This is a genomic window from Pseudomonas sp. GL_091, from assembly GCF_057837725.1.
Map to the genome: position 1 here is coordinate 559,217 of NZ_CM174451.1, position 19,240 is coordinate 578,456.

At 59.7% G+C, this 19,240-nt stretch carries 15 protein-coding genes and 2 tRNA genes; 13 read left to right on the top strand and 4 right to left on the bottom strand.

All coding sequences use genetic code 11. The features are described 5' to 3' along the window. The first annotated feature begins 2 nt into the window (after positions 1 to 2). From hflX to AC3ITY_RS02535, 6 genes are all read left to right on the top strand, one after another. On the top strand, positions 3 to 1,304 hold the full coding sequence (gene hflX, locus AC3ITY_RS02510) for a ribosome rescue GTPase HflX (RefSeq protein ID WP_489307451.1): 1,302 nt from the start codon (positions 3 to 5) through the stop codon (positions 1,302 to 1,304). Positions 1,305 to 1,400: 96 nt separating this feature from the next. Then, positions 1,401 to 2,576 carry an FtsH protease activity modulator HflK gene (hflK, locus tag AC3ITY_RS02515; RefSeq protein WP_489307452.1) on the top strand — a complete coding sequence of 392 codons (1,176 nt, stop codon included), beginning with the start codon at positions 1,401 to 1,403 and terminating at the stop codon, positions 2,574 to 2,576. Next, complete coding sequence (gene hflC / locus AC3ITY_RS02520; protein ID WP_007973264.1) at positions 2,576 to 3,445, top strand: protease modulator HflC; 870 nt, start codon at positions 2,576 to 2,578, stop codon at positions 3,443 to 3,445. Before hflK ends, hflC begins: the two co-directional genes overlap by 1 nt. 313 nt (positions 3,446 to 3,758) lie before the next feature. Continuing rightward, positions 3,759 to 4,946, top strand: a complete 1,188-nt coding sequence (locus AC3ITY_RS02525; RefSeq protein WP_489307454.1) for an ATP phosphoribosyltransferase regulatory subunit — start codon at positions 3,759 to 3,761, stop codon at positions 4,944 to 4,946. 54 nt (positions 4,947 to 5,000) lie between these two features. Beyond that, on the top strand, positions 5,001 to 6,290 hold the full coding sequence (locus AC3ITY_RS02530) for an adenylosuccinate synthase (protein ID WP_046039830.1): 1,290 nt from the start codon (positions 5,001 to 5,003) through the stop codon (positions 6,288 to 6,290). A gap of 150 nt (positions 6,291 to 6,440) precedes the next feature. Beyond that, positions 6,441 to 8,375: a methyl-accepting chemotaxis protein gene (locus AC3ITY_RS02535; protein ID WP_489307455.1), complete on the top strand. Its 1,935-nt coding sequence runs from the start codon at positions 6,441 to 6,443 to the stop codon at positions 8,373 to 8,375. Between the two features lie 96 nt (positions 8,376 to 8,471). Here AC3ITY_RS02535 and AC3ITY_RS02540 read toward each other — a convergent pair whose 3' ends face one another. The 4 genes from AC3ITY_RS02540 to AC3ITY_RS02555 form a co-directional block, all read right to left on the bottom strand. Further along, positions 8,472 to 10,028, bottom strand: a complete 1,557-nt coding sequence (locus AC3ITY_RS02540; protein ID WP_489307457.1) for an ABC transporter permease — start codon at positions 10,026 to 10,028, stop codon at positions 8,472 to 8,474. After that, a complete protein-coding gene (locus AC3ITY_RS02545) occupies positions 10,028 to 11,038 on the bottom strand; it encodes an extracellular solute-binding protein (protein WP_489307459.1) in 1,011 nt (336 codons plus the stop codon). The genes AC3ITY_RS02540 and AC3ITY_RS02545 overlap by 1 nt, the downstream gene beginning before the upstream one ends. Positions 11,039 to 11,342: 304 nt before the next feature. Next, positions 11,343 to 11,429 (bottom strand) — tRNA-Leu (locus AC3ITY_RS02550). Between the two features lie 167 nt (positions 11,430 to 11,596). Continuing rightward, positions 11,597 to 11,683: transfer RNA gene (locus tag AC3ITY_RS02555), tRNA-Leu, on the bottom strand. A gap of 225 nt (positions 11,684 to 11,908) precedes the next feature. Here AC3ITY_RS02555 and rnr point away from each other — a divergent pair. The 7 genes from rnr (at position 11,909) to dnaB (ending at position 19,192) form a co-directional block, all read left to right on the top strand. Beyond that, positions 11,909 to 14,536: a ribonuclease R gene (gene rnr, locus AC3ITY_RS02560; RefSeq protein WP_489307461.1), complete on the top strand. Its 2,628-nt coding sequence runs from the start codon at positions 11,909 to 11,911 to the stop codon at positions 14,534 to 14,536. Continuing rightward, positions 14,533 to 15,300, top strand: a complete 768-nt coding sequence (rlmB, locus tag AC3ITY_RS02565) for a 23S rRNA (guanosine(2251)-2'-O)-methyltransferase RlmB (protein ID WP_007973273.1) — start codon at positions 14,533 to 14,535, stop codon at positions 15,298 to 15,300. The genes rnr and rlmB overlap by 4 nt, the downstream gene beginning before the upstream one ends. A gap of 294 nt (positions 15,301 to 15,594) precedes the next feature. Continuing rightward, positions 15,595 to 16,017: a 30S ribosomal protein S6 gene (gene rpsF, locus AC3ITY_RS02570; RefSeq protein ID WP_008048087.1), complete on the top strand. Its 423-nt coding sequence runs from the start codon at positions 15,595 to 15,597 to the stop codon at positions 16,015 to 16,017. A gap of 28 nt (positions 16,018 to 16,045) precedes the next feature. Then, a complete protein-coding gene (gene rpsR, locus AC3ITY_RS02575; protein WP_002551829.1) occupies positions 16,046 to 16,276 on the top strand; it encodes a 30S ribosomal protein S18 in 231 nt (76 codons plus the stop codon). 36 nt (positions 16,277 to 16,312) lie between these two features. Then, complete coding sequence (locus AC3ITY_RS02580; RefSeq protein ID WP_223462530.1) at positions 16,313 to 17,206, top strand: YybS family protein; 894 nt, start codon at positions 16,313 to 16,315, stop codon at positions 17,204 to 17,206. Positions 17,207 to 17,225: 19 nt separating this feature from the next. Next, on the top strand, positions 17,226 to 17,672 hold the full coding sequence (gene rplI, locus AC3ITY_RS02585) for a 50S ribosomal protein L9 (RefSeq protein WP_034149636.1): 447 nt from the start codon (positions 17,226 to 17,228) through the stop codon (positions 17,670 to 17,672). 122 nt (positions 17,673 to 17,794) lie between these two features. Beyond that, positions 17,795 to 19,192 carry a replicative DNA helicase gene (dnaB, locus tag AC3ITY_RS02590; protein WP_223447618.1) on the top strand — a complete coding sequence of 466 codons (1,398 nt, stop codon included), beginning with the start codon at positions 17,795 to 17,797 and terminating at the stop codon, positions 19,190 to 19,192. Positions 19,193 to 19,240: the final 48 nt, after the last annotated feature.

A 19,240-nucleotide genomic window follows, 5' to 3' on the forward strand; every position in this document is an offset into this window, starting at 1 on the left:
CTTTGTTCTTTGAGCGCCACGGTGGTGGTGAGCGAGCCATTCTCGTTCACTTGGATGGACAGGACCCTGAGGCGCGCGAAGATCCGCAGGAGTTTCAGGAGTTGGCTATTTCGGCTGGCGCCGAGACCGTCGCGTTTTTCAACGTGCCGCGTCATCGGCCAACCGCCAAAACCCTGATCAGCAGCGGCAAGGTCGAAGAATTGCGCGACTTGGTCCAGGCCGAACAGGTCGATCTGGTGATTTTCAATCACATCCTCACGCCCAGTCAGGAACGTAACCTCGAACGTATTTTCGAGTGTCGCGTGATCGACCGCACGGGTTTGATTCTCGATATCTTCGCTCAACGCGCCCGCACCCATGAAGGCAAGCTCCAGGTCGAACTGGCCCAGCTTGAGCACATGAGTACGCGGCTGGTTCGCGGCTGGACTCACCTTGAACGGCAGAAAGGCGGTATCGGCCTGCGCGGTCCGGGTGAAACCCAGCTGGAAACCGACCGGCGCCTGTTGCGGGTTCGCCTGAGGCAGATCAAGGGACGCCTGGAAAAGGTCCGCAGCCAGCGTGAGCAATCGCGTCGCGGCCGCAAACGGGCTGACATTCCGACGGTTTCACTGGTGGGTTATACCAACGCCGGCAAATCGACGCTGTTCAACTCGGTAACCGATTCCGACGTCTTCGCGGCTGACCAGTTGTTCGCCACCCTCGACCCGACCTTGCGCCGACTCGAGCTCGATGACCTTGGTCCGATCGTGCTGGCTGACACCGTGGGCTTCATTCGCCACTTGCCGCACAAGCTGGTCGAGGCATTTCGGGCTACGCTCGAAGAGTCGAGCAACTCCGACCTGTTGCTGCACGTGATCGACTCCCATGAACCCGAGCGTATGGCCCAGATTGAACAGGTCATGGTGGTGCTCGGAGAGATCGGGGCTCAAGACTTGCCGATCCTGGAGGTCTATAACAAACTCGATTTGCTCGAGGGCGTGGAGCCGCAGATCCAGCGCGATGCCGAAGGCAAACCGCAGCGGGTCTGGCTTTCGGCGAAAGATGGTACGGGTCTTGACCTGCTCAAGCAGGCCGTGGCCGAGCTGCTTGGCGATGAGTTGTTTGTTGGCACCTTGCGCTTGCCGAACCGATTTGCTCGACTGCGTGCGCAGTTTTTCGAACTTGGTGCGGTACAGAAAGAAGAACACGATGACGAAGGTATCAGTTTACTGGCCGTTCGTTTGCCACGAGCCGAATTGAATCGGCTGGTGAGCCGCGAAGGTTTGCAACCGATGGAATTCATCGAGCAACACACTTTGCAATAAAAGCCTGAGAAAGCGGTTGTGTCGTGGTGACAGGCATTCTGTAGCATTGGTCGGCGCGCCGTGGGTGCGTCTTTGCTTTATCAGATGGAGAGCGCTATGGCTTGGAATGAGCCGGGTGGCAACTCGAATAATCAGGATCCTTGGGGTGGCAAGCGTCGTAACAACGGCGACCGCAAGGGACCACCGGATCTCGACGAGGCCTTCCGAAAGCTGCAGGAAAGCCTGAACGGTTTGTTCGGTGGTGGTAAGAAACGTAGTGGCGACGACGGCGGTGGTCCGGGCAAGAGTGGCGGCTTTGGCGGCCTGCTCGGCATCGGTCTGGTCGTGCTGGCCGCCGTTTGGCTGTACAGCGCGGTTTATGTCGTCGACGAGCAGGAGCAAGCCGTGGTGCTGCGCTTGGGCAAGTACTACGAAACCGTGGGTCCGGGCCTGAACATCTACTTCCCGCCGATCGACAGGAAGTACATGGAAAACGTCACGCGTGAGCGTGCCTACACCAAGCAGGGCCAGATGCTGACTGAAGACGAGAACATCGTCGAAGTGCCGCTGACCGTGCAGTACAAGATCAGCAACCTGCAGGACTTCGTGCTGAGCGTCGATCAGCCGGAAATCAGCCTGCAGCACGCGACCGACAGCGCCTTGCGCCATGTGGTGGGTTCCACCGCGATGGACCAGGTCCTGACCGAAGGTCGTGAACTGATGGCCAGCGAGATCAAGGAGCGTCTGCAGCGCTTCATGGACACCTACCGCACCGGTATCACCGTCACCCAGGTCAACGTTCAGAGCGCAGCGGCACCGCGTGAAGTCCAGGAAGCCTTCGATGACGTGATCCGTGCCCGGGAAGACGAGCAACGTTCGCGTAACCAGGCCGAAACCTATGCCAACGGCGTCGTGCCGGAAGCTCGTGGTCAGGCCCAGCGCATCCTTGAGGATGCCAATGGTTACCGTGACGAGACCGTCTCGCGCGCCAAGGGTGAGGCCGATCGCTTCACCAAACTGGTCGCCGAGTACCGCAAGGCCCCTGAAGTCACCCGCCAGCGTCTGTACCTGGACACCATGCAGGAAGTCTTCAGCAACACCAGCAAGGTTCTCGTGACCGGCAACAAGAATGGCCAGAGCAACCTGTTGTACCTGCCTCTGGACAAGATGGTCGAAAGTGGTCGCAACACCGGCACTCCGGTGACCAGTGCGGCAGCCACCGGCAATGAAGCGAATGCGCGTGCGGCAGCTGATCTGCAGCAACAGCAAGCACGTACCAGGGAGAGTCGCTGATGAGCAATAAATCGCTGATCGCCCTTATTGTCGGCGTCGTCGTGGCGATCGCTGCCTGGAACTGCTTCTACATCGTGGCTCAGACCGAGCGTGCGGTGTTGCTGCAGTTCGGTCGCGTGGTCCAGACCGATGTTCAGCCAGGCCTGCATGTGAAAGTGCCTTACGTTAACCAGGTGCGTAAATTCGACGCACGTCTGATGACGCTGGATGCACCGACACAACGCTTCCTGACGCTGGAAAAGAAAGCCGTGATGGTGGATGCCTACGCCAAGTGGCGCGTGAAGGACGCAGAGCGTTACTACACCGCGACTTCCGGCCTCAAGCAGATCGCCGACGAGCGTCTGTCCCGTCGTCTGGAATCGGGCCTGCGTGACCAGTTCGGTAAGCGCACCCTGCACGAAGTGGTGTCGGGTGAGCGCGATGCGCTGATGGCGGATATCACGGCTTCGCTGAACAAGATGGCCGAGAAAGAGTTGGGCATCGAAGTGGTCGATGTTCGGGTCAAGACCATCGACCTGCCGAAAGAGGTGAACCGCAGTGTGTTCGAACGTATGAGCACCGAGCGTGAGCGTGAAGCTCGCGAGCACCGCGCCAAGGGTAACGAGCTGGCCGAAGGCATCCGTGCCGACGCCGATCGTCAACGCCGCGTGCTGCTGGCTGAAGCCTATCGTGAATCCGAAGAGGTTCGCGGTGATGGCGATGCCCAGGCCGCTGCGATCTACTCCAAGGCCTACGGTCAGGATCAGGAGTTCTACGCGTTCTACCGTAGCCTGCGCGCCTACCGTGAAAGCTTCGCGAACAAATCCGACGTCATGGTCCTCGACCCAAGCAGCGACTTCTTCCACTACCTGGAAAAAGCCAAGCCTTGATACGGCGTTGACCTGATTTATCCCCCCGCCGGGCGGCTAAAACCTCTGGCCGGGTGATCCTTTGGGAAAACGTGTGTATGATGCGGCAGCCGGGAAATTCCCGGCTTTTTTGCGTCTGCATGTTTGATTGCTGTTTTAAAGCAGATGCCGGGCCGATTGGCTCGACAGTTTTTCGAGGAAAGTGGTTGGCGAAGCCGGTAGAAGGGCTTTTCGCTCCGTCGCTCATGCGCGTGGTTTGTGCGCAAGCCGATCATTTTCTGCTTCACTCAAGGCTCGCCGACAGGCTGGTCGCCCGGAGATAGGGGAAGGCGTAATGGCAACGGTAGACCGCTGGCTTCTGCCAGATGGCATCGAAGAAGTACTGCCACCGGAAGCTGCGCGTATTGAAGTCGCGCGTCGTCAGGTGTTGGATCTGTTCCAGAGCTGGGGTTACGAGTTTGTCGTGACTCCCCATATCGAGTACCTGGAATCCCTGCTGACTGGCGCAGGCCAGGACCTGGATTTGCGCACCTTCAAGGTCATCGACCCGCAATCGGGCCGTCAGATGGGTTTCCGTGCCGACATCACGCCGCAAGTGGCGCGCATCGATGCGCATACTCTGCGCCGCGAAGGTCCGAGCCGTCTGTGCTATGCCGGTAGCGTGCTGCATGCTCAGCCTCGTGCCTTGTCGTCCTCGCGCAGCCCGATTCAACTGGGTGCCGAGTTGTATGGCGACGCCAGCCCGAGCAGCGACGTCGAAGTCATCAGCCTGATGCTGGCCATGCTGCAACTGGCTGATGTTCCGGATGTGCACATGGACCTCGGCCATGTCGGTATCTATCGTGGCCTGGCCCGCGCCGCCGGTTTGTCCGGTGAAGTCGAGCAGCAGTTGTTCGATGCCTTGCAACGTAAGGCTATCGATGAGGTCATTACCTTGACCGAGGGCTTGCCTGCCGATCTGTCGGGCATGCTGCGCGCGTTGGTCGACCTGTGTGGCGGTCGAGAAGTGCTGGCTGCGGCCCGCGAGCGTCTGGCCAAGGCGCCGGCCCCTGTTCTGGCAGCGCTGGACGACTTGCTGACGATTGCCGAGCGGCTGTCCGTGCGTTTCCCTGAGCTGCCGCTGTATTTCGACCTGGGCGAGCTGCGCGGTTACCACTACCACACCGGTGTGGTGTTCGCCGTGTTCGTACCGGGTGTTGGCCAGTCCATTGCCCAGGGCGGTCGTTACGACGACATCGGCGCCGACTTCGGTCGCGCCCGTCCGGCGACCGGCTTTTCCACCGATTTGAAAACCCTGGTGACCCTGGGGCGTGCTGAGATCGAGCTACCGTCTGGCGGTATCTGGATGCCTGACAGTACGGATGCGGCACTCTGGCAGCAGGTTTGCCAGTTGCGCAGTGAGGGTCAGCGTGTCGTTCAGGCCTTGCCTGGACAACCTTTGGCCGCCGCCCGTGAAGCGGACTGCGACCGGCAATTGATTCAGCAGAACGGGCTTTGGCAAGTATCGCCACTGGCTTCTTGAGTTTTCCCGCCGGCTGCCGCCGGCACCAAGTTTGCGCGAATGAGGACAAGTGTTATGGGTAAGAATGTCGTAGTCCTGGGCACCCAATGGGGTGATGAGGGCAAAGGCAAGATCGTTGATCTGCTGACCGAACATGCTGCCGCCGTAGTGCGCTACCAGGGTGGCCACAACGCTGGTCACACTCTGGTGATCGACGGCGAAAAAACTGTCTTGCACCTGATCCCGTCGGGCGTGCTGCGCGAAGGCGTGCAGTGCCTGATCGGTAACGGCGTGGTGGTTGCACCTGACGCCCTGCTGCGCGAGATCACCAAGCTGGAAGAAAAAGGTGTGCCGGTGCGCGAGCGCCTGCGTATCAGCCCGTCCTGCCCGCTGATCCTGTCCTTCCACGTTGCGCTGGACCAGGCCCGTGAAAAGGCCCGTGGCGAGCTGAAGATCGGTACCACCGGTCGCGGCATCGGCCCGGCCTACGAAGACAAGGTTGCACGTCGTGGCCTGCGTGTGGGCGACCTGCTCAACATGCCGCGCTTTGAAGACAAGCTGCGTGAACTGGTGGATTACCACAACTTCATGCTGGTGGGTTACTACAAAGAGCCAGCCATCGAATTCGACAAGACCCTGGCCGAATGCAAAGAATACGCTGAGCTGCTCAAGCCGCTGATGCTGGACGTGACTGCCGAGCTGCACGACCTGCGTCGCGCTGGCAAAGACATCATGTTCGAAGGCGCCCAGGGTTCGTTGCTGGACATCGACCACGGCACCTACCCGTACGTGACCAGCTCTAACACCACTGCTGGCGGCGTTGCTACCGGTTCGGGTGTTGGCCCGATGTTCCTGGACTACATCCTGGGCATCACCAAGGCTTACACCACCCGTGTAGGTTCGGGTCCATTCCCGACGGAGCTGTTCGACGAAGTCGGTGCGCACCTGGCTAAACAAGGTCATGAGTTCGGCGCGACTACTGGCCGCGCTCGTCGTTGTGGCTGGTTCGACGCTGTTATCCTGCGTCGCGCTATCGATGTGAACAGCATCTCGGGCATCTGCCTGACCAAGCTGGATGTGCTCGACGGTCTGGAAACAATCAACATCTGCGTCGGCTACAAAGATGCAGAAGGCAAGGCCGTTGCCCCGACTGATGCTGACAGCTACGTGGGCCTGCAGCCTGTGTACGAAGAAGTGCCGGGCTGGACCGAGTCGACCGTGGGTGCCAAAACCCTGGAAGAGCTGCCAGCTAACGCCCGTGCTTACATCAAGCGCGTTGAAGAGCTGATCGGCGCGCCGATCGACATTATTTCGACGGGCCCGGACCGCAACGAAACCATCGTTCTGCGTCATCCGTTTGCTTGATAAGTCGTTGATGTAAAACACAAAGGCCCCTTAATTGGGGCCTTTGTCGTTTATGCCTGTTGGACGGCATGACCTTTGCTATTAGCTTTGCCTAAAACGTCACTTTTGGCGTGCTATCAATTTAATGGCGCTTTTGCAGAGGGATATCAAGTGTCGGCCGTTCTCTCGTTGTTACAAAGCCGTTTGTTGCGGCCAGTGTTCGTTACCCTTGGTATCGCCCTTTTGGTGCAGGTGCTGGTGGCTGTTGCTCTGACCCGGAGCACGGTGACCGCGCTGGAAGCCGACCTGGGCCTGCGCCTGGGTGCGGACAGTCAAAAGCTTTCCGCTGAGCTCGAGCAGGCTGGGCGCGAAGTCACGTCGAGCCTCGACAGTCTCTCTTCCAGTACGCGTCAGCGCCTGACAGCCGGTTTGTCCTCGCGTCTGGAGCAAGAGCAGGCGCAATTGCGTTCGACCCTGGAAAAGGACCTGAAGGACTCCGCCAGCGACATGGCGCAGCTTCTGGCCTCCGTTGCGCCCCGCGCCATGTGGGACAACGACGTTCCGACACTTTCCGAGTTCGCCCGCCGGGCCCAACGCAATCCCAATGTGCTGTTCGTGGTGTATGACGACGCCACCGGCCAGCACCTGACGCGCTACCTCAACCGGGAAAACCCGATCAACAAGGCGTTGCTGGAAAAAGGCCAGGGCGAGCGTGCGCTCGACAAGGTGCTGGATGCGGCGAAGAACGATCCGTCGGTGTTCTACGTCGAGGCCTCGATCAATCCTAACGGCGTAGAAATCGGCAAGGTCTTGATGGGGGTCTCGACTGCATCGGTGGAGACTGATCTGGCGGCCCTCGACAAGCGCTTCTCGGCCTTGATCGCCAGCAGCGATCAACTGGTGGGCGATAGCCTCAAGGGCGCGGCCGCCGACAGCGCAACGGCCATGCGCTCGCGTCTGCAGTCGGCGCAGTCCACCGCGGCTGAAATGAAGGCCAATACCACCAGCACCGTACAGGAAGCCGCTGCAACATTGCGCTGGCGCATCGGTGTGTGTCTGGCGGTGGTGGGTTTCGGTGTCCTGCTGTTGTTGGCGGTGGTGCTCGGTCGCCGAGTGGTCAATCGCCTGAAAATGCTGATCGTAGCCATGGATGACCTGGCGGCGGGCGAGGGCGATCTGACCAAGCGTGTGCAGATCAACAGCAAGGATGAAATCGGCGACATGGCCTCGGCGGTCAATCGCTTTGTGGATAAGTTGCAGCCGATCGTGCGCGAGGCGGGCGATGTGGCCCAGCGTACCGGTGTGGAAATCGGTGCGATGACTTTGCGCAATGCCGGTGCGGATGCGGCGGCTGGCATGCAGCGTGATGAGGTGGCGGAGAGTTTGCGCGCCTTGTCGCAAATGGCTGATGAGGCGCAGTCGGAAAGCCACGCCATGCAGGCGGCGCTGAAGCAGGTGGTGGACATCCGTCAGGCGACTGACGAAAACACCCGGACCTCGGCGAAAGTCGGCAGCCTGATCGAAGAACTGGCGGGTCAGGTCAACACCGGCGCCCAGGTGATCGAGCGCCTGGCGCAGCAAAGTGAGCAGATTGAGGTGGTGCTGACGGTGATTCACGGGATCGCCGAGCAGACCAACCTGCTGGCGCTGAACGCGGCGATTGAAGCGGCGCGTGCCGGCGAGACTGGGCGCGGGTTTGCGGTGGTGGCCGATGAGGTGAGGGCGCTGGCGAGCAAGACGCAGAGTTCCACTGGCGATATTCAGGCGCACATTGTTGCGTTGCAGCAAGGTGCGCGTGAGGCGGTGGCGGCGATTGGTCAGGCCGGGCGCCAGGCCAGTGAGGGTTTGCTGGTGCTGCGTGACAGTGCGCGTTTGCAGCAGTCGGTGCAGGCATCGGTCGAGCAAGTGCATGCGGCGATTGGTCTGGCTACCCAGGCGGCGGCGCATCAGGCTCAGGGCGCACAGGCAGTGCGGGGGCGGGTCCAGACCATTCATGCCCAGGCCGAGAAGGCGGCGCAAGCCGTTGTGGCGACCACGGCGAGCGGCAAGGTACTCGATGGCCTGGCGGCACAGTTGAAGGCGAGCCTGGGGCAGTTCAGGGCTTAGGGTTTGTGTTGAATGGTCGGGCGTCATCGTGAGTAGGCTCGCTCCCACATTGGAATGCGTTTCCCTGTGGGAGCGAGCCTGCTCGCGATGGCGGTCTTAACGACTCAGATACATCCGGGTCGTCAGCAGATAGACCGGCAACCCCGACACCAATATCAATAGCGCTGCATAAGGCGCCGCCGCCGCAAACTCCACATTCGCCGTATGCGCCCAGACTTCCGTTGCCAGTGTATTGAGCCCGGTTGGACTCAACAGCAAGGTCGCCGTCAGCTCCTTCATCGCATCCAGGAACACCAGGGCAAAAGCCGCCCCCAGCGCCGGGAAAATAATCGGCAGTGTCACTCGGCAGAAGGCACTGAATGACGAGGCTCCCAATGTGCGAGCGGCCTCCTCAAGTTGCGGTGCCGCCTTGTTCAGGGCGGTGCGGATCGGCGCCTGGGCCAGCGGCAGAAACAGCAGGGCATAGGCGATAAGCAGCAATGCCGAAGTCTGGTAAAGCATCGGCACGTAGTGCAGGGCGAAATACACCAGGGTCAGGGCAATGACCAGTCCCGGCAGCGCGTGCAGCAGATACGGCAGGCGCTCGGCCCAGATCGCCAGTTGACCTTTGTAGCGCACGACCAGCAGGCCGACCGGCACTGCCAGCACCAGGCACAGTGCAGCGCCACCCAGCGACAGTGCGAGGGATGACAGCAATGCTTCGCCGATTGCCGTCATGGGAAAGGCTGCCGATGATCCTACCGCCAACCAGTAGGCCAGCATCCCCAGCGGAATCCCGCTGCCAATGATTGCCAGCAGCAGGCAATAAAGCTGTCCCGCCACAGCCCAGGGACCCAGTTGAACCTGTTCCGCGCGTCGTGCCGCGCCCTGGCCGGTGCGTACGTGTCGACCCTTGCCGCGCACGCGCAGCTCCAGCCACAGCAGCGCCAGGCACAGCATCAGCAGTACGGCGGAGAGCATCGCCGCGTTGGCATTGCTGAACTCCAACTCGAACTGTTGATAGATCGCCGTGGTGAAGGTTTGCAGGCCGATGATCGACAAGGCGCCGAACTCCACCAGCATGTGCAGGGCAATCAGCAACGAACCCGCCAGCAGCGAAGGCCAGAGCAGGGGCAGGGTGACCTTGAAAAATACGCCCCAACGATTCTGCCCCAGCGTGCGCGCGGACTCTTCGAGGGACGGGTCAAGGTTGCGCAGGGTTGCCGCCACGGGCAGGAAAATCAGCGGGTATTTGGACAGGCTCATCACCAGGATAGCCCCGCCAAGTCCCTCGAAATGAGCGCTGAGGGAAACCCAGGTGAAGCTGCTGACAAATGCCGGAACGGCGAACGGCAAGCAGAGGATCACGCCCCACAATCGTCGGCCCGGCAGATTGCTGCGCTCCAGCAACCAGGCCAGCGACAGGCCGATTACCCCGCAAACAACGGTGACGCCAATCATCAGTGCGAGTGTGTTGCGCAGCAAGCCGAACACATAAGGTCGCCATAGCAAATGCAGTGCTTCTGCCCAGCCCGCCTGCCAGGCTTTCAGGCCGACATACAGCAGAGGCAGGAGGCTCAGCGCTACCAGCAGCAACACGGGCAGTATCAGCCAGATAGACGGCCGCTTGCGCCGTGGTGCGTACGCGTGATGAGCGGCAAGTGAGGCACCCATCAATTCAGGCCAACGTCACGTTCCAGGTCCAGCGCTTCTTCGGCGTTGCCGAGGTCGGCAGGCGTGACTTTTGGTGCTTCCAGTTCGCTGAATGGCTTGAGCCCGCGATCAGACTCCATGCCTTTGTGCAGCGGGTATTCGGCGGTGGTCTGGGTGATCACACGCTGGCCTTCCTCGCTGGCCATGTAGGCGAGCAATTGCTGTGCTTCCTTGGGGTGTTTGCTGGATTTGAGCACCGCAGCACTGGAAACCGTGATGAGTCCGCCGACATCGCCACCGGTGAAGTAATGCAGTTTCGAGTCGAGTTGGCCTTTTTCACGCTGCAGGGCGAACCAGTAGTAATTGTTCACCAGCACGGTGGCGACTTCGCCATTTTCCACCGCTTTCAAGGCAACCATGTTGTTGCTGTAGGTCTTGCCGAATGCACGCAGCCCGGTCAGCCATTCTTCGGCGGCGTCCATGCCGTGCACCTTGATGATTGCTACCGCTTGTTCCTGGAAGGCGCCACTGGTGGGCACGAAGCCGACTTTGCCTTGCCATTTCGGGTTGGAGAATTCCATCACCGATGCCGGCAAGTCTTTTTCATCGATCAGCTTGGGGTTGAAGGCGACAACGCGAACCCGGGCAGTCACGCCTATCCAGGTGCCGTTGCCGGCGACGTATTCCTTTGGCAGAACAGCCAGCGTGGCGTCATCAGTCTTGGCCAGCATGCCTTGTTCGCCGAGTTTGTTCAGTGGTGGGGATTCTTCGGTGTAGATCACGTCGGCGGGAGAGCGATCGCCTTCTTCGACGATCTGGCTGGCGAGCTGGTTGCTGCTGCCTTTGCGTACATTGACGTGGATCCCGGTCTTGGCTTCGAAGGCCTTGGCAACCGCGTCGCCGACTTCTTTGTGCTGGCCGTTGTAGAGGGTCAGGGCAACCGGATCGGCGGCTTGGGTGAGGGGAGTGGCGAGTGCCAGGCCGAACAGGGTAATGGTCAAGCCGCGGCGCAGGGTATTTCGAAACATCATTCGCAGGGTTCCTCACTGTCGCATTGCAAAAACTTGCAACAATGATAAACGATATTGTTTCTCAAATGCGCCTTGCGGTAGCTGGCATATGTTTGCTAATAGGCTCGCGTCCTTTATAGGAGTGAGCTTGCTCGCGATGAATTTGCAGGCGACGTGTTTTCCAGCTGGAACGCGTCATTGTTCAAGACCATCGCGAGCAAGCTCGCTCCTACAGGTCTCGGGATGTTTTTTGGGAGGCCAGAAACGCAAAAACCCGCTTTCGCGGGTTTTTGTGAAATCCAAGGCCGTAGCCTTGAATTTGAATTGGTGCCCAGAAGAAGACTCGAACTTCCACGACCTTGCGGTCACCAGCACCTGAAGCTGGCGTGTCTACCAATTTCACCATCTGGGCATTCATCTTCAGCGTTGCCGCTGTTGATGTGGCGAACTATACGGAGAGCATTTTGATCTGTAAACCCCTGATTCTAAAAATAATAAACCAGTGGTCCAAAATGAAAAAACCCGCTTTCGCGGGTTTTTGTGTGAGCCTTGAAATTGAACTAATCTCAAGCTCGAAATTGGTGCCCAGAAGAAGACTCGAACTTCCACGACCTTGCGGTCACCAGCACCTGAAGCTGGCGTGTCTACCAATTTCACCATCTGGGCAGTATCGGCAACGTTGTCCGTCGTCGATGGCGCGCACTATACGGAGCGTCTTTTTAACTGTAAACCCCCAGGGTCAAAAAAACCTGGAAAATTTCGTCAGCGGTCTTCAAAACAGCTTTGCGGTGTCGATACAGGGCTTTAGATGGGTCGTCTTAGCCTGAAATTTCCCGTTTCATTACGCCTATGCCAAACTAACCCGCATATAGACAAGGTGAAAACTCTCTAATGGCCGATTGGCAGTCCCTCGATCCCGAGGCCGCTCGTGAAGCGGAAAAATATGAAAACCCTATTCCTAGCCGTGAACTGATCCTTCAGCACCTTGCTGATCGAGGTTCGCCTGCTAACCGCGAGCAACTGGTCGAAGAGTTTGGTCTGACCACAGAAGACCAGATCGAAGCCCTGCGCCGCCGCCTGCGCGCCATGGAGCGCGATGCTCAACTCATCTATACCCGTCGCGGCACTTATGCTCCGGTGGACAAGCTTGATCTGATCCTGGGTCGCATCAGCGGTCACCGTGATGGCTTCGGCTTCCTGGTGCCGGACGACGGCAGTGACGACCTGTTCATGAGCCCGGCGCAGATGCGTCTGGTGTTCGATGGTGACCGTGCGTTGGCCCGTGTGTCCGGCCTGGATCGTCGTGGTCGTCGCGAAGGCATGATCGTCGAAGTGGTTTCCCGGGCTCACGAGAGCATCGTCGGCCGCTACTTCGAAGAGGGTGGCATCGGTTTCGTGGTTGCCGACAACCCGAAGATCCAGCAGGAAGTGCTGGTTACGCCGGGTCGTAATGCCAACGCGCAGATCGGTCAGTTCGTCGAAGTGAAGATTACTCACTGGCCGACGCCACGCTTCCAGCCGCAAGGCGACGTGGTCGAAGTCGTGGGCAACTACATGGCGCCGGGCATGGAGATCGACGTTGCCCTGCGTACCTATGACATTCCTCACGTCTGGCCTGACGCCGTGCTCAAGGAAGCCAGCAAGCTCAAGCCAGAAGTCGAAGAGAAGGACAAAGAGAAGCGCATCGACTTGCGTCATCTGCCGTTCGTCACCATTGACGGCGAAGATGCCCGCGACTTCGACGACGCGGTCTACTGCGAAGCCCGTCCGGGCAAGCTGCGCCTGTTCTCGGGCGGCTGGAAGCTGTACGTGGCGATTGCCGACGTATCCAGCTACGTAAAGCTCGGTTCGGCGCTGGATGCCGAAGCGCAGGTTCGCGGCAACTCGGTGTACTTCCCCGAGCGCGTGATCCCGATGCTGCCTGAGCAGTTGTCCAACGGTTTGTGCTCGCTGAACCCGCAAGTCGATCGTCTGGCCATGGTTTGCGAGATGACCATCTCCAAATCCGGCGAAATGACCGACTACTGCTTCTACGAAGCGGTGATCCACTCCCATGCCCGTCTGACCTACAACAAGGTCAGCGCCATGCTGGAAACGCCGAAAGCCACCGAGGCTCGCAAGCTGCGTGGCGAATACACCGATGTTGTGCCGCACCTCAAGCAGCTGTACTCGCTGTACAAGGTGTTGCTGGCGGCCCGTCACGTACGTGGCGCGATCGATTTCGAAACCCAGGAAACCCGGATCATCTTCGGTACCGAGCGCAAGATCGCCGAAATTCGTCCGACCGTGCGCAACGATGCGCACAAGCTGATCGAGGAATGCATGCTGGCGGCCAACGTGGCCACCGCCGAGTTCCTGAAAAAGCACGAAATCCCGGCGCTGTATCGCGTCCACGATGGTCCGCCACCGGAGCGCCTGGAAAAGCTGCGCGCGTTCCTCGGCGAGCTCGGCCTGTCCCTGCACAAAGGCAAGGACGGCCCGTCGCCGAAGGATTACCAGGCACTGCTGGCCGGCATCAAGGATCGTCCGGATTTCCACCTGATCCAGACCGTCATGCTGCGTTCGTTGAGCCAGGCGGTGTACAGCGCCGACAACCAGGGCCACTTCGGCCTGAATTACGAGGCGTACACTCACTTCACTTCGCCGATCCGTCGCTACCCGGACTTGCTCACGCACCGGGCGATTCGCAGCGTGATCCATTCGAAGCAGAACACCCCGCACGTTCGCCGTGCCGGTGCGATGACCATTCCGAAAGCGCGCATCTATCCGTACGACGAAGCGGCCCTGGAGCAACTCGGCGAGCAGTGCTCGATGAGCGAGCGCCGAGCAGATGAAGCGACCCGCGACGTAGTGAACTGGCTCAAGTGCGAGTTCATGAAGGATCGCGTGGGCGAATCGTTCCCGGGTGTGATCACCGCCGTGACCGGTTTTGGTCTGTTCGTCGAGCTGACCGATATCTACGTCGAAGGCTTGGTGCACGTCACCGCGCTGCCGGGCGATTACTACCACTTCGATCCTGTGCACCACCGCCTGGCCGGTGAGCGTACCGGTCGTAGCTTCCGCTTGGGCGATACCGTGGAAGTGCGGGTCATGCGCGTCGACCTCGACGAACGCAAGATCGACTTCGAGATGGCCGAAAAAACCATTAGCGCGCCGATCGGCCGCAAGAAGCGTGGCACTGAAAGCACAGCACCCGCAGCGAAAGTCGAAGCAGAACCGGCCCCGGCGAAAACCGGTCGTCGTCCTGCCAAGGAAAAGGCTGTCGAAGCCTATCGCCCGAGCGATGCAGCGGCGAAAAACGCCGAAGTGCGCAAAAGCCGTGAAATGAAACAGGCGTTGCTGGCCGGTGCGAAAAGCGGCGGTAAAGCGGCGTCTGGGGGAAAGACCAGTCGGTCGACGCCTGACAAGGCCGTCGGCGGCAAGCCAGCCAAACCGAGCAAACATCGTAAAGGTCCGCCAAAAGCGGGCTCGGCTCCAGCCAAGAGTGGCGGGGCGCGTAAACCTAAGGCCAAGCCATGAGTCAGTTGGAAAAGATCTACGGCGTACATGCTGTAGAAGCGTTGTTGCGTCACCACCCGAAACGCGTCAAGCAGATCTGGTTGGCCGAAGGTCGCAATGACCCTCGGGTCCAGACGCTGATTGAGCTGGCCAACGAAAACCGGGTCCAGGTCGGACAGGCCGAGCGCCGCGAAATGGACGCCTGGGTTGAAGGCGTGCACCAGGGTGTGGTCGCGGACGTGAGTCCGAGCCAGGTCTGGGGCGAGGCGATGCTCGACGAGCTGCTCGATCGCACCGACGGCGCGCCGTTGTTGCTGGTGCTCGACGGCGTGACCGATCCGCACAACCTCGGCGCCTGCCTGCGTTCCGCCGATGCGGCGGGCGCGCTGGCAGTGATCGTGCCGAAGGACAAGTCGGCGACCCTGACTCCGGTTGTGCGAAAAATCGCCTGCGGCGCGGCGGAAGTGATTCCGCTGGTTGCCGTGACCAACCTGGCGCGCACCCTGGAGAAACTCCAGCAGCGCGGCTTGTGGGTTGTCGGTACGGCCGGTGAAGCTGAGGTCAGCCTGTATGACCAGGACCTGACCGGTCCGACCATCCTGATCATGGGCGCCGAAGGCAAGGGCATGCGTCGCCTGACCCGCGAGCATTGCGACTACCTGGTGAACCTGCCGATGGCCGGTAGTGTCAGCAGTCTCAACGTTTCCGTAGCGACGGGTGTATGCCTGTTCGAAGCGCAGCGTCAGCGCAGTGTCAAAGCCAAGGCTGCTGCCAAAAAATCCTGATCTGTAGGAGCGAGCTTGCTCGCGAAGAGCTCAAGGACGCCGCGGAGTATCAGCTACCCTGCGTCTTCGTTGACGACCTTCGCGAGCAAGCTCGCTCCTACAGTGTGCTTGTTGTGCCGGTGGCTGTTCAAATAATCACCAATTACCTTGCACCTCCCTCGCCCCTTCTCTACAATTGCGCCCCTTGCTGTGATGGCAGGCACCAACGTGTCTAGCGTCCGCAAGTCCATAAGTGTCATTCACTCCTTGTCTGACCGCTTTTGAGCGGCAGGCTACAACCCGTAAGGAGCATTCATGCGTCATTACGAAATCATCTTTTTGGTCCACCCGGATCAAAGCGAGCAAGTCGGCGGCATGGTTGAGCGTTACACCAAGCTGATCGAAGAAGACGGCGGCAAAATCCACCGTCTGGAAGATTGGGGCCGTCGTCAACTGGCCTACGCAATCAACAATGTTCACAAGGCTCACTACGTGATGCTGAACGTTGAGTGCACTGGCAAGGCCTTGGCCGAGCTGGAAGACAACTTCCGCTACAACGATGCAGTGATCCGTAACCTGGTCATCCGTCGCGACGAAGCCGTTACCGGCCAGTCCGAGATGCTCAAGGCTGAAGAAAACCGCAGTGAGCGCCGTGAGCGTCGCGACCGTCCTGAGCACGAAGGCGCTGAAAGCGCTGATAGTGATGACAGCGACAACAGCGATAACGCTGACGAGTAATCCACGGACCTTTTAAGGAGCCAATTACATGGCACGTTTCTTCCGTCGTCGTAAATTCTGCCGCTTCACCGCTGAAGACGTGAAAGAGATCGATTACAAAGATCTCAACACTCTGAAAGCCTACGTATCCGAGACCGGCAAAATCGTTCCAAGCCGCATCACCGGTACCAAAGCTCGTTATCAGCGTCAGCTGGCCACCGCTATCAAGCGCGCCCGCTTCCTGGCCCTGCTGGCCTACACCGACAGCCACGGCCGCTGAGACCGGGCAGTCGACACGTAGCAAAGGATTGAATGCATGCGGGCCATAGCTGAGTTCATCATGCGCGGCCGTATGCAGGCCACTCTGGTAGTGGCTGGGTGCGCGGCGATGCCGTTGTTGTATTGGTTGGGTGCTGCCGCCGGATGCCTTGTGCTCCTGCGGCGCGGATTGAGGGACGCCCTGGGCGTTCTTGCTCTGGGACTGCTGCCGGCATTGGCCTGGTGGCTTTACTCCGACGACCCACGGGCACTTCTGGTGCTGCTGGGGTCTGCGAGCCTTGCGTTGGTTTTGCGCGCAAGCGAGTCCTGGAACCGCGTGCTGCTGGTCAGCATAGCGATGGGAGTGGTGTTTTCAGTGGTGTTGGGGACAGCTTTTGCTCCCCAGATCGAGATGCTGGCGCAGGCTTTGATCAAAGTCATGCCGTCGCTACTCGGCGATGTCTACCAGAAGTTGTCGGTAGATGAACAAGCGCGTTTCGCGTCCCTGATTGCACCGGTCCTGACCGGCCTGATTGCGGCGTTGTTGCAAATCGTCAGCTTGCTGAGCCTGCTTGTCGGGCGTTACTGGCAGGCGTTGTTGTACAACCCGGGCGGTTTTGGTCGCGAGTTTCGCGCCATCCGCTTCCCGCTGTTGCCGGCGATGTTGCTGCTGGCGTGCATGCTTCTGGGGCCGAACATCGGCCCACAGATGGCCATGTTGACGCCGTTGTGCAGCGTACCGCTGGTGTTCGCCGGGCTGGCCCTGATTCACGGGCTGGTGGCGCAGAAGCGACTGGCCAGGTTCTGGCTGGTGGGGTTGTACGTGACGCTGTTGCTGTTCATGCAACTGATCTATCCGTTGCTGGTGGTCCTGGCCATCGTCGACAGCCTGATTGATTTTCGCGGTCGTTCGGCACCGAAAGATGCCGATAACGCGAACGGTGAAGGTTAAAAGTTAAGAGGATTTTCACATGCAACTGATCCTTCTGGAAAAAGTCACCAACCTGGGCAACCTGGGTGACAAAGTGAACGTTAAGGCTGGTTACGGTCGTAACTACCTGCTGCCTTACGGCAAAGCTACCGCTGCGACCCCAGCCAACCTGGCTGCGTTCGAAGAGCGTCGTGCTGAGCTGGAAAAAGCTGCAGCAGATCGTAAATCGTCGGCTGAAAGCCGCGCTGCCCAACTGGCCGAGCTGGAAGTGACCATCACTGCCACCGCTGGCGACGAAGGCAAGCTGTTCGGTTCGATCGGTACTCACGACATCGCTGACGCACTGACCGCCTCCGGCGTTGAAGTGCAGAAGAGCGAAGTTCGTCTGCCGAACGGCACCATCCGCAACGTAGGCGAATTCGACGTAGCCGTGCACCTGCACGCCGAAGTTGAAGCCACCGTACGCGTTGTCGTGGTAGCAGCTTAAGCAGCACTTGTCGGCTGGCACCCTCGGGTGCTTGCCGGTAACATCGGGCACGATCCTGTTTACAGGTCGTGCCCTTTGTCTTTCTGAAACCCCTGCTTTTTATCACCAAGAATCAAGAGGCCATGAACGATATCTCCGCTCCTGAGCAATACGATCTGCAAACCGCCGCGCTGAAGGTGCCGCCGCATTCCATCGAAGCCGAACAGGCTGTACTCGGTGGTCTGATGCTGGACAACAACGCCTGGGAACGCGTGCTCGATCAAGTCTCCGACGGCGATTTCTATCGACATGACCACCGCCTGATTTTCCGTGCGATCGCCAAGCTGGCCGATCAGAACATGCCGATCGACGTCGTGACCCTGTCCGAGCAATTGGACAAGGAAGGTCAGACTTCACAGGTCGGCGGCCTCGGTTACTTGGGCGAGCTGGCGAAAAACACCCCGTCCGTCGCCAACATCAAGGCCTATGCGCAGATCGTTCGCGAGCGGGCGACGTTGCGCCAACTGATCGGTATCAGTACCGAGATTGCCGACAGCGCTTTCAATCCGGAAGGCCGCACCGCCGCCGAAATTCTCGATGAAGCCGAACGCCAGATCTTCCAGATCGCCGAGGCCCGGCCGAAAACCGGTGGCCCGGTGGGCGTCAATGACCTGCTGACCAAGGCCATCGACCGCATCGACACCTTGTTCAACACCGACAACGCCATTACCGGGCTGTCCACGGGTTACACCGACCTCGACGAGAAAACCAGCGGCCTGCAACCGTCCGACCTGATCATCGTCGCTGGCCGTCCATCCATGGGTAAAACCACCTTTGCGATGAACCTGGTGGAAAACGCCGTGTTGCGCAGCGAGAAGGCCGTCCTGGTTTACTCCCTCGAGATGCCAGGCGAATCGCTGATCATGCGTATGCTGTCTTCCCTGGGTCGTATCGACCAGACCAAGGTCCGTTCCGGTCAGCTTGAAGACGACGACTGGCCGCGCCTGACCTCGGCGGTCAACCTGCTCAATGACCGCAAGCTGTTCATCGACGATACCGCCGGCATCAGCCCATCGGAAATGCGCGCCCGGACCCGCCGTCTGGTACGTGAACATGGCGAAGTCGGCTTGATCATGATCGACTACCTGCAACTGATGCAGATCCCGGGTTCTAGTGGCGATAACCGGACCAACGAGATTTCCGAAATCTCCCGGTCCCTGAAAGCCCTGGCGAAAGAATTCCAATGCCCGGTGGTGGCGTTGTCCCAGCTCAACCGTTCCCTGGAGCAGCGGCCGAACAAGCGTCCGGTGAACTCCGACTTGCGGGAATCCGGAGCGATCGAGCAGGATGCCGACGTGATCATGTTCGTGTATCGCGACGAGGTGTATCACCCGGAAACCGAGCACAAGGGCATTGCTGAAATCATCATCGGCAAGCAGCGGAACGGCCCGATCGGCTTTATCCGCCTGGCCTTCATCGGCAAGTACACCCGTTTCGAGAACCTGGCGCCGGGCAGTTACAACTTCGACGACGACGAGTAACTGTTGATGCAGGGCCTCTGTGGTGAGGGGGCTTGCCCCCGTTGGGTT

What these genes read in the sequence shown, in the direction of transcription:
- hflK (WP_489307452.1), top strand. Translation starts at nt 1,401, where the DNA reads ATGGCTTGGAATGAGCCGGGTGGCAACTCGAATAATCAGGATCCTTGG.
- hflC (WP_007973264.1), top strand. Translation starts at nt 2,576, where the DNA reads ATGAGCAATAAATCGCTGATCGCCCTTATTGTCGGCGTCGTCGTGGCG.
- AC3ITY_RS02525 (WP_489307454.1), top strand. Translation starts at nt 3,759, where the DNA reads ATGGCAACGGTAGACCGCTGGCTTCTGCCAGATGGCATCGAAGAAGTA.
- AC3ITY_RS02530 (WP_046039830.1), top strand. Translation starts at nt 5,001, where the DNA reads ATGGGTAAGAATGTCGTAGTCCTGGGCACCCAATGGGGTGATGAGGGC.
- AC3ITY_RS02540 (WP_489307457.1), bottom strand. Translation starts at nt 10,028, where the DNA reads ATGGGTGCCTCACTTGCCGCTCATCACGCGTACGCACCACGGCGCAAG.
- AC3ITY_RS02545 (WP_489307459.1), bottom strand. Translation starts at nt 11,038, where the DNA reads ATGATGTTTCGAAATACCCTGCGCCGCGGCTTGACCATTACCCTGTTC.
- rnr (WP_489307461.1), top strand. Translation starts at nt 11,909, where the DNA reads ATGGCCGATTGGCAGTCCCTCGATCCCGAGGCCGCTCGTGAAGCGGAA.
- rlmB (WP_007973273.1), top strand. Translation starts at nt 14,533, where the DNA reads ATGAGTCAGTTGGAAAAGATCTACGGCGTACATGCTGTAGAAGCGTTG.
- rpsF (WP_008048087.1), top strand. Translation starts at nt 15,595, where the DNA reads ATGCGTCATTACGAAATCATCTTTTTGGTCCACCCGGATCAAAGCGAG.
- rpsR (WP_002551829.1), top strand. Translation starts at nt 16,046, where the DNA reads ATGGCACGTTTCTTCCGTCGTCGTAAATTCTGCCGCTTCACCGCTGAA.
- AC3ITY_RS02580 (WP_223462530.1), top strand. Translation starts at nt 16,313, where the DNA reads ATGCGGGCCATAGCTGAGTTCATCATGCGCGGCCGTATGCAGGCCACT.
- rplI (WP_034149636.1), top strand. Translation starts at nt 17,226, where the DNA reads ATGCAACTGATCCTTCTGGAAAAAGTCACCAACCTGGGCAACCTGGGT.
- dnaB (WP_223447618.1), top strand. Translation starts at nt 17,795, where the DNA reads ATGAACGATATCTCCGCTCCTGAGCAATACGATCTGCAAACCGCCGCG.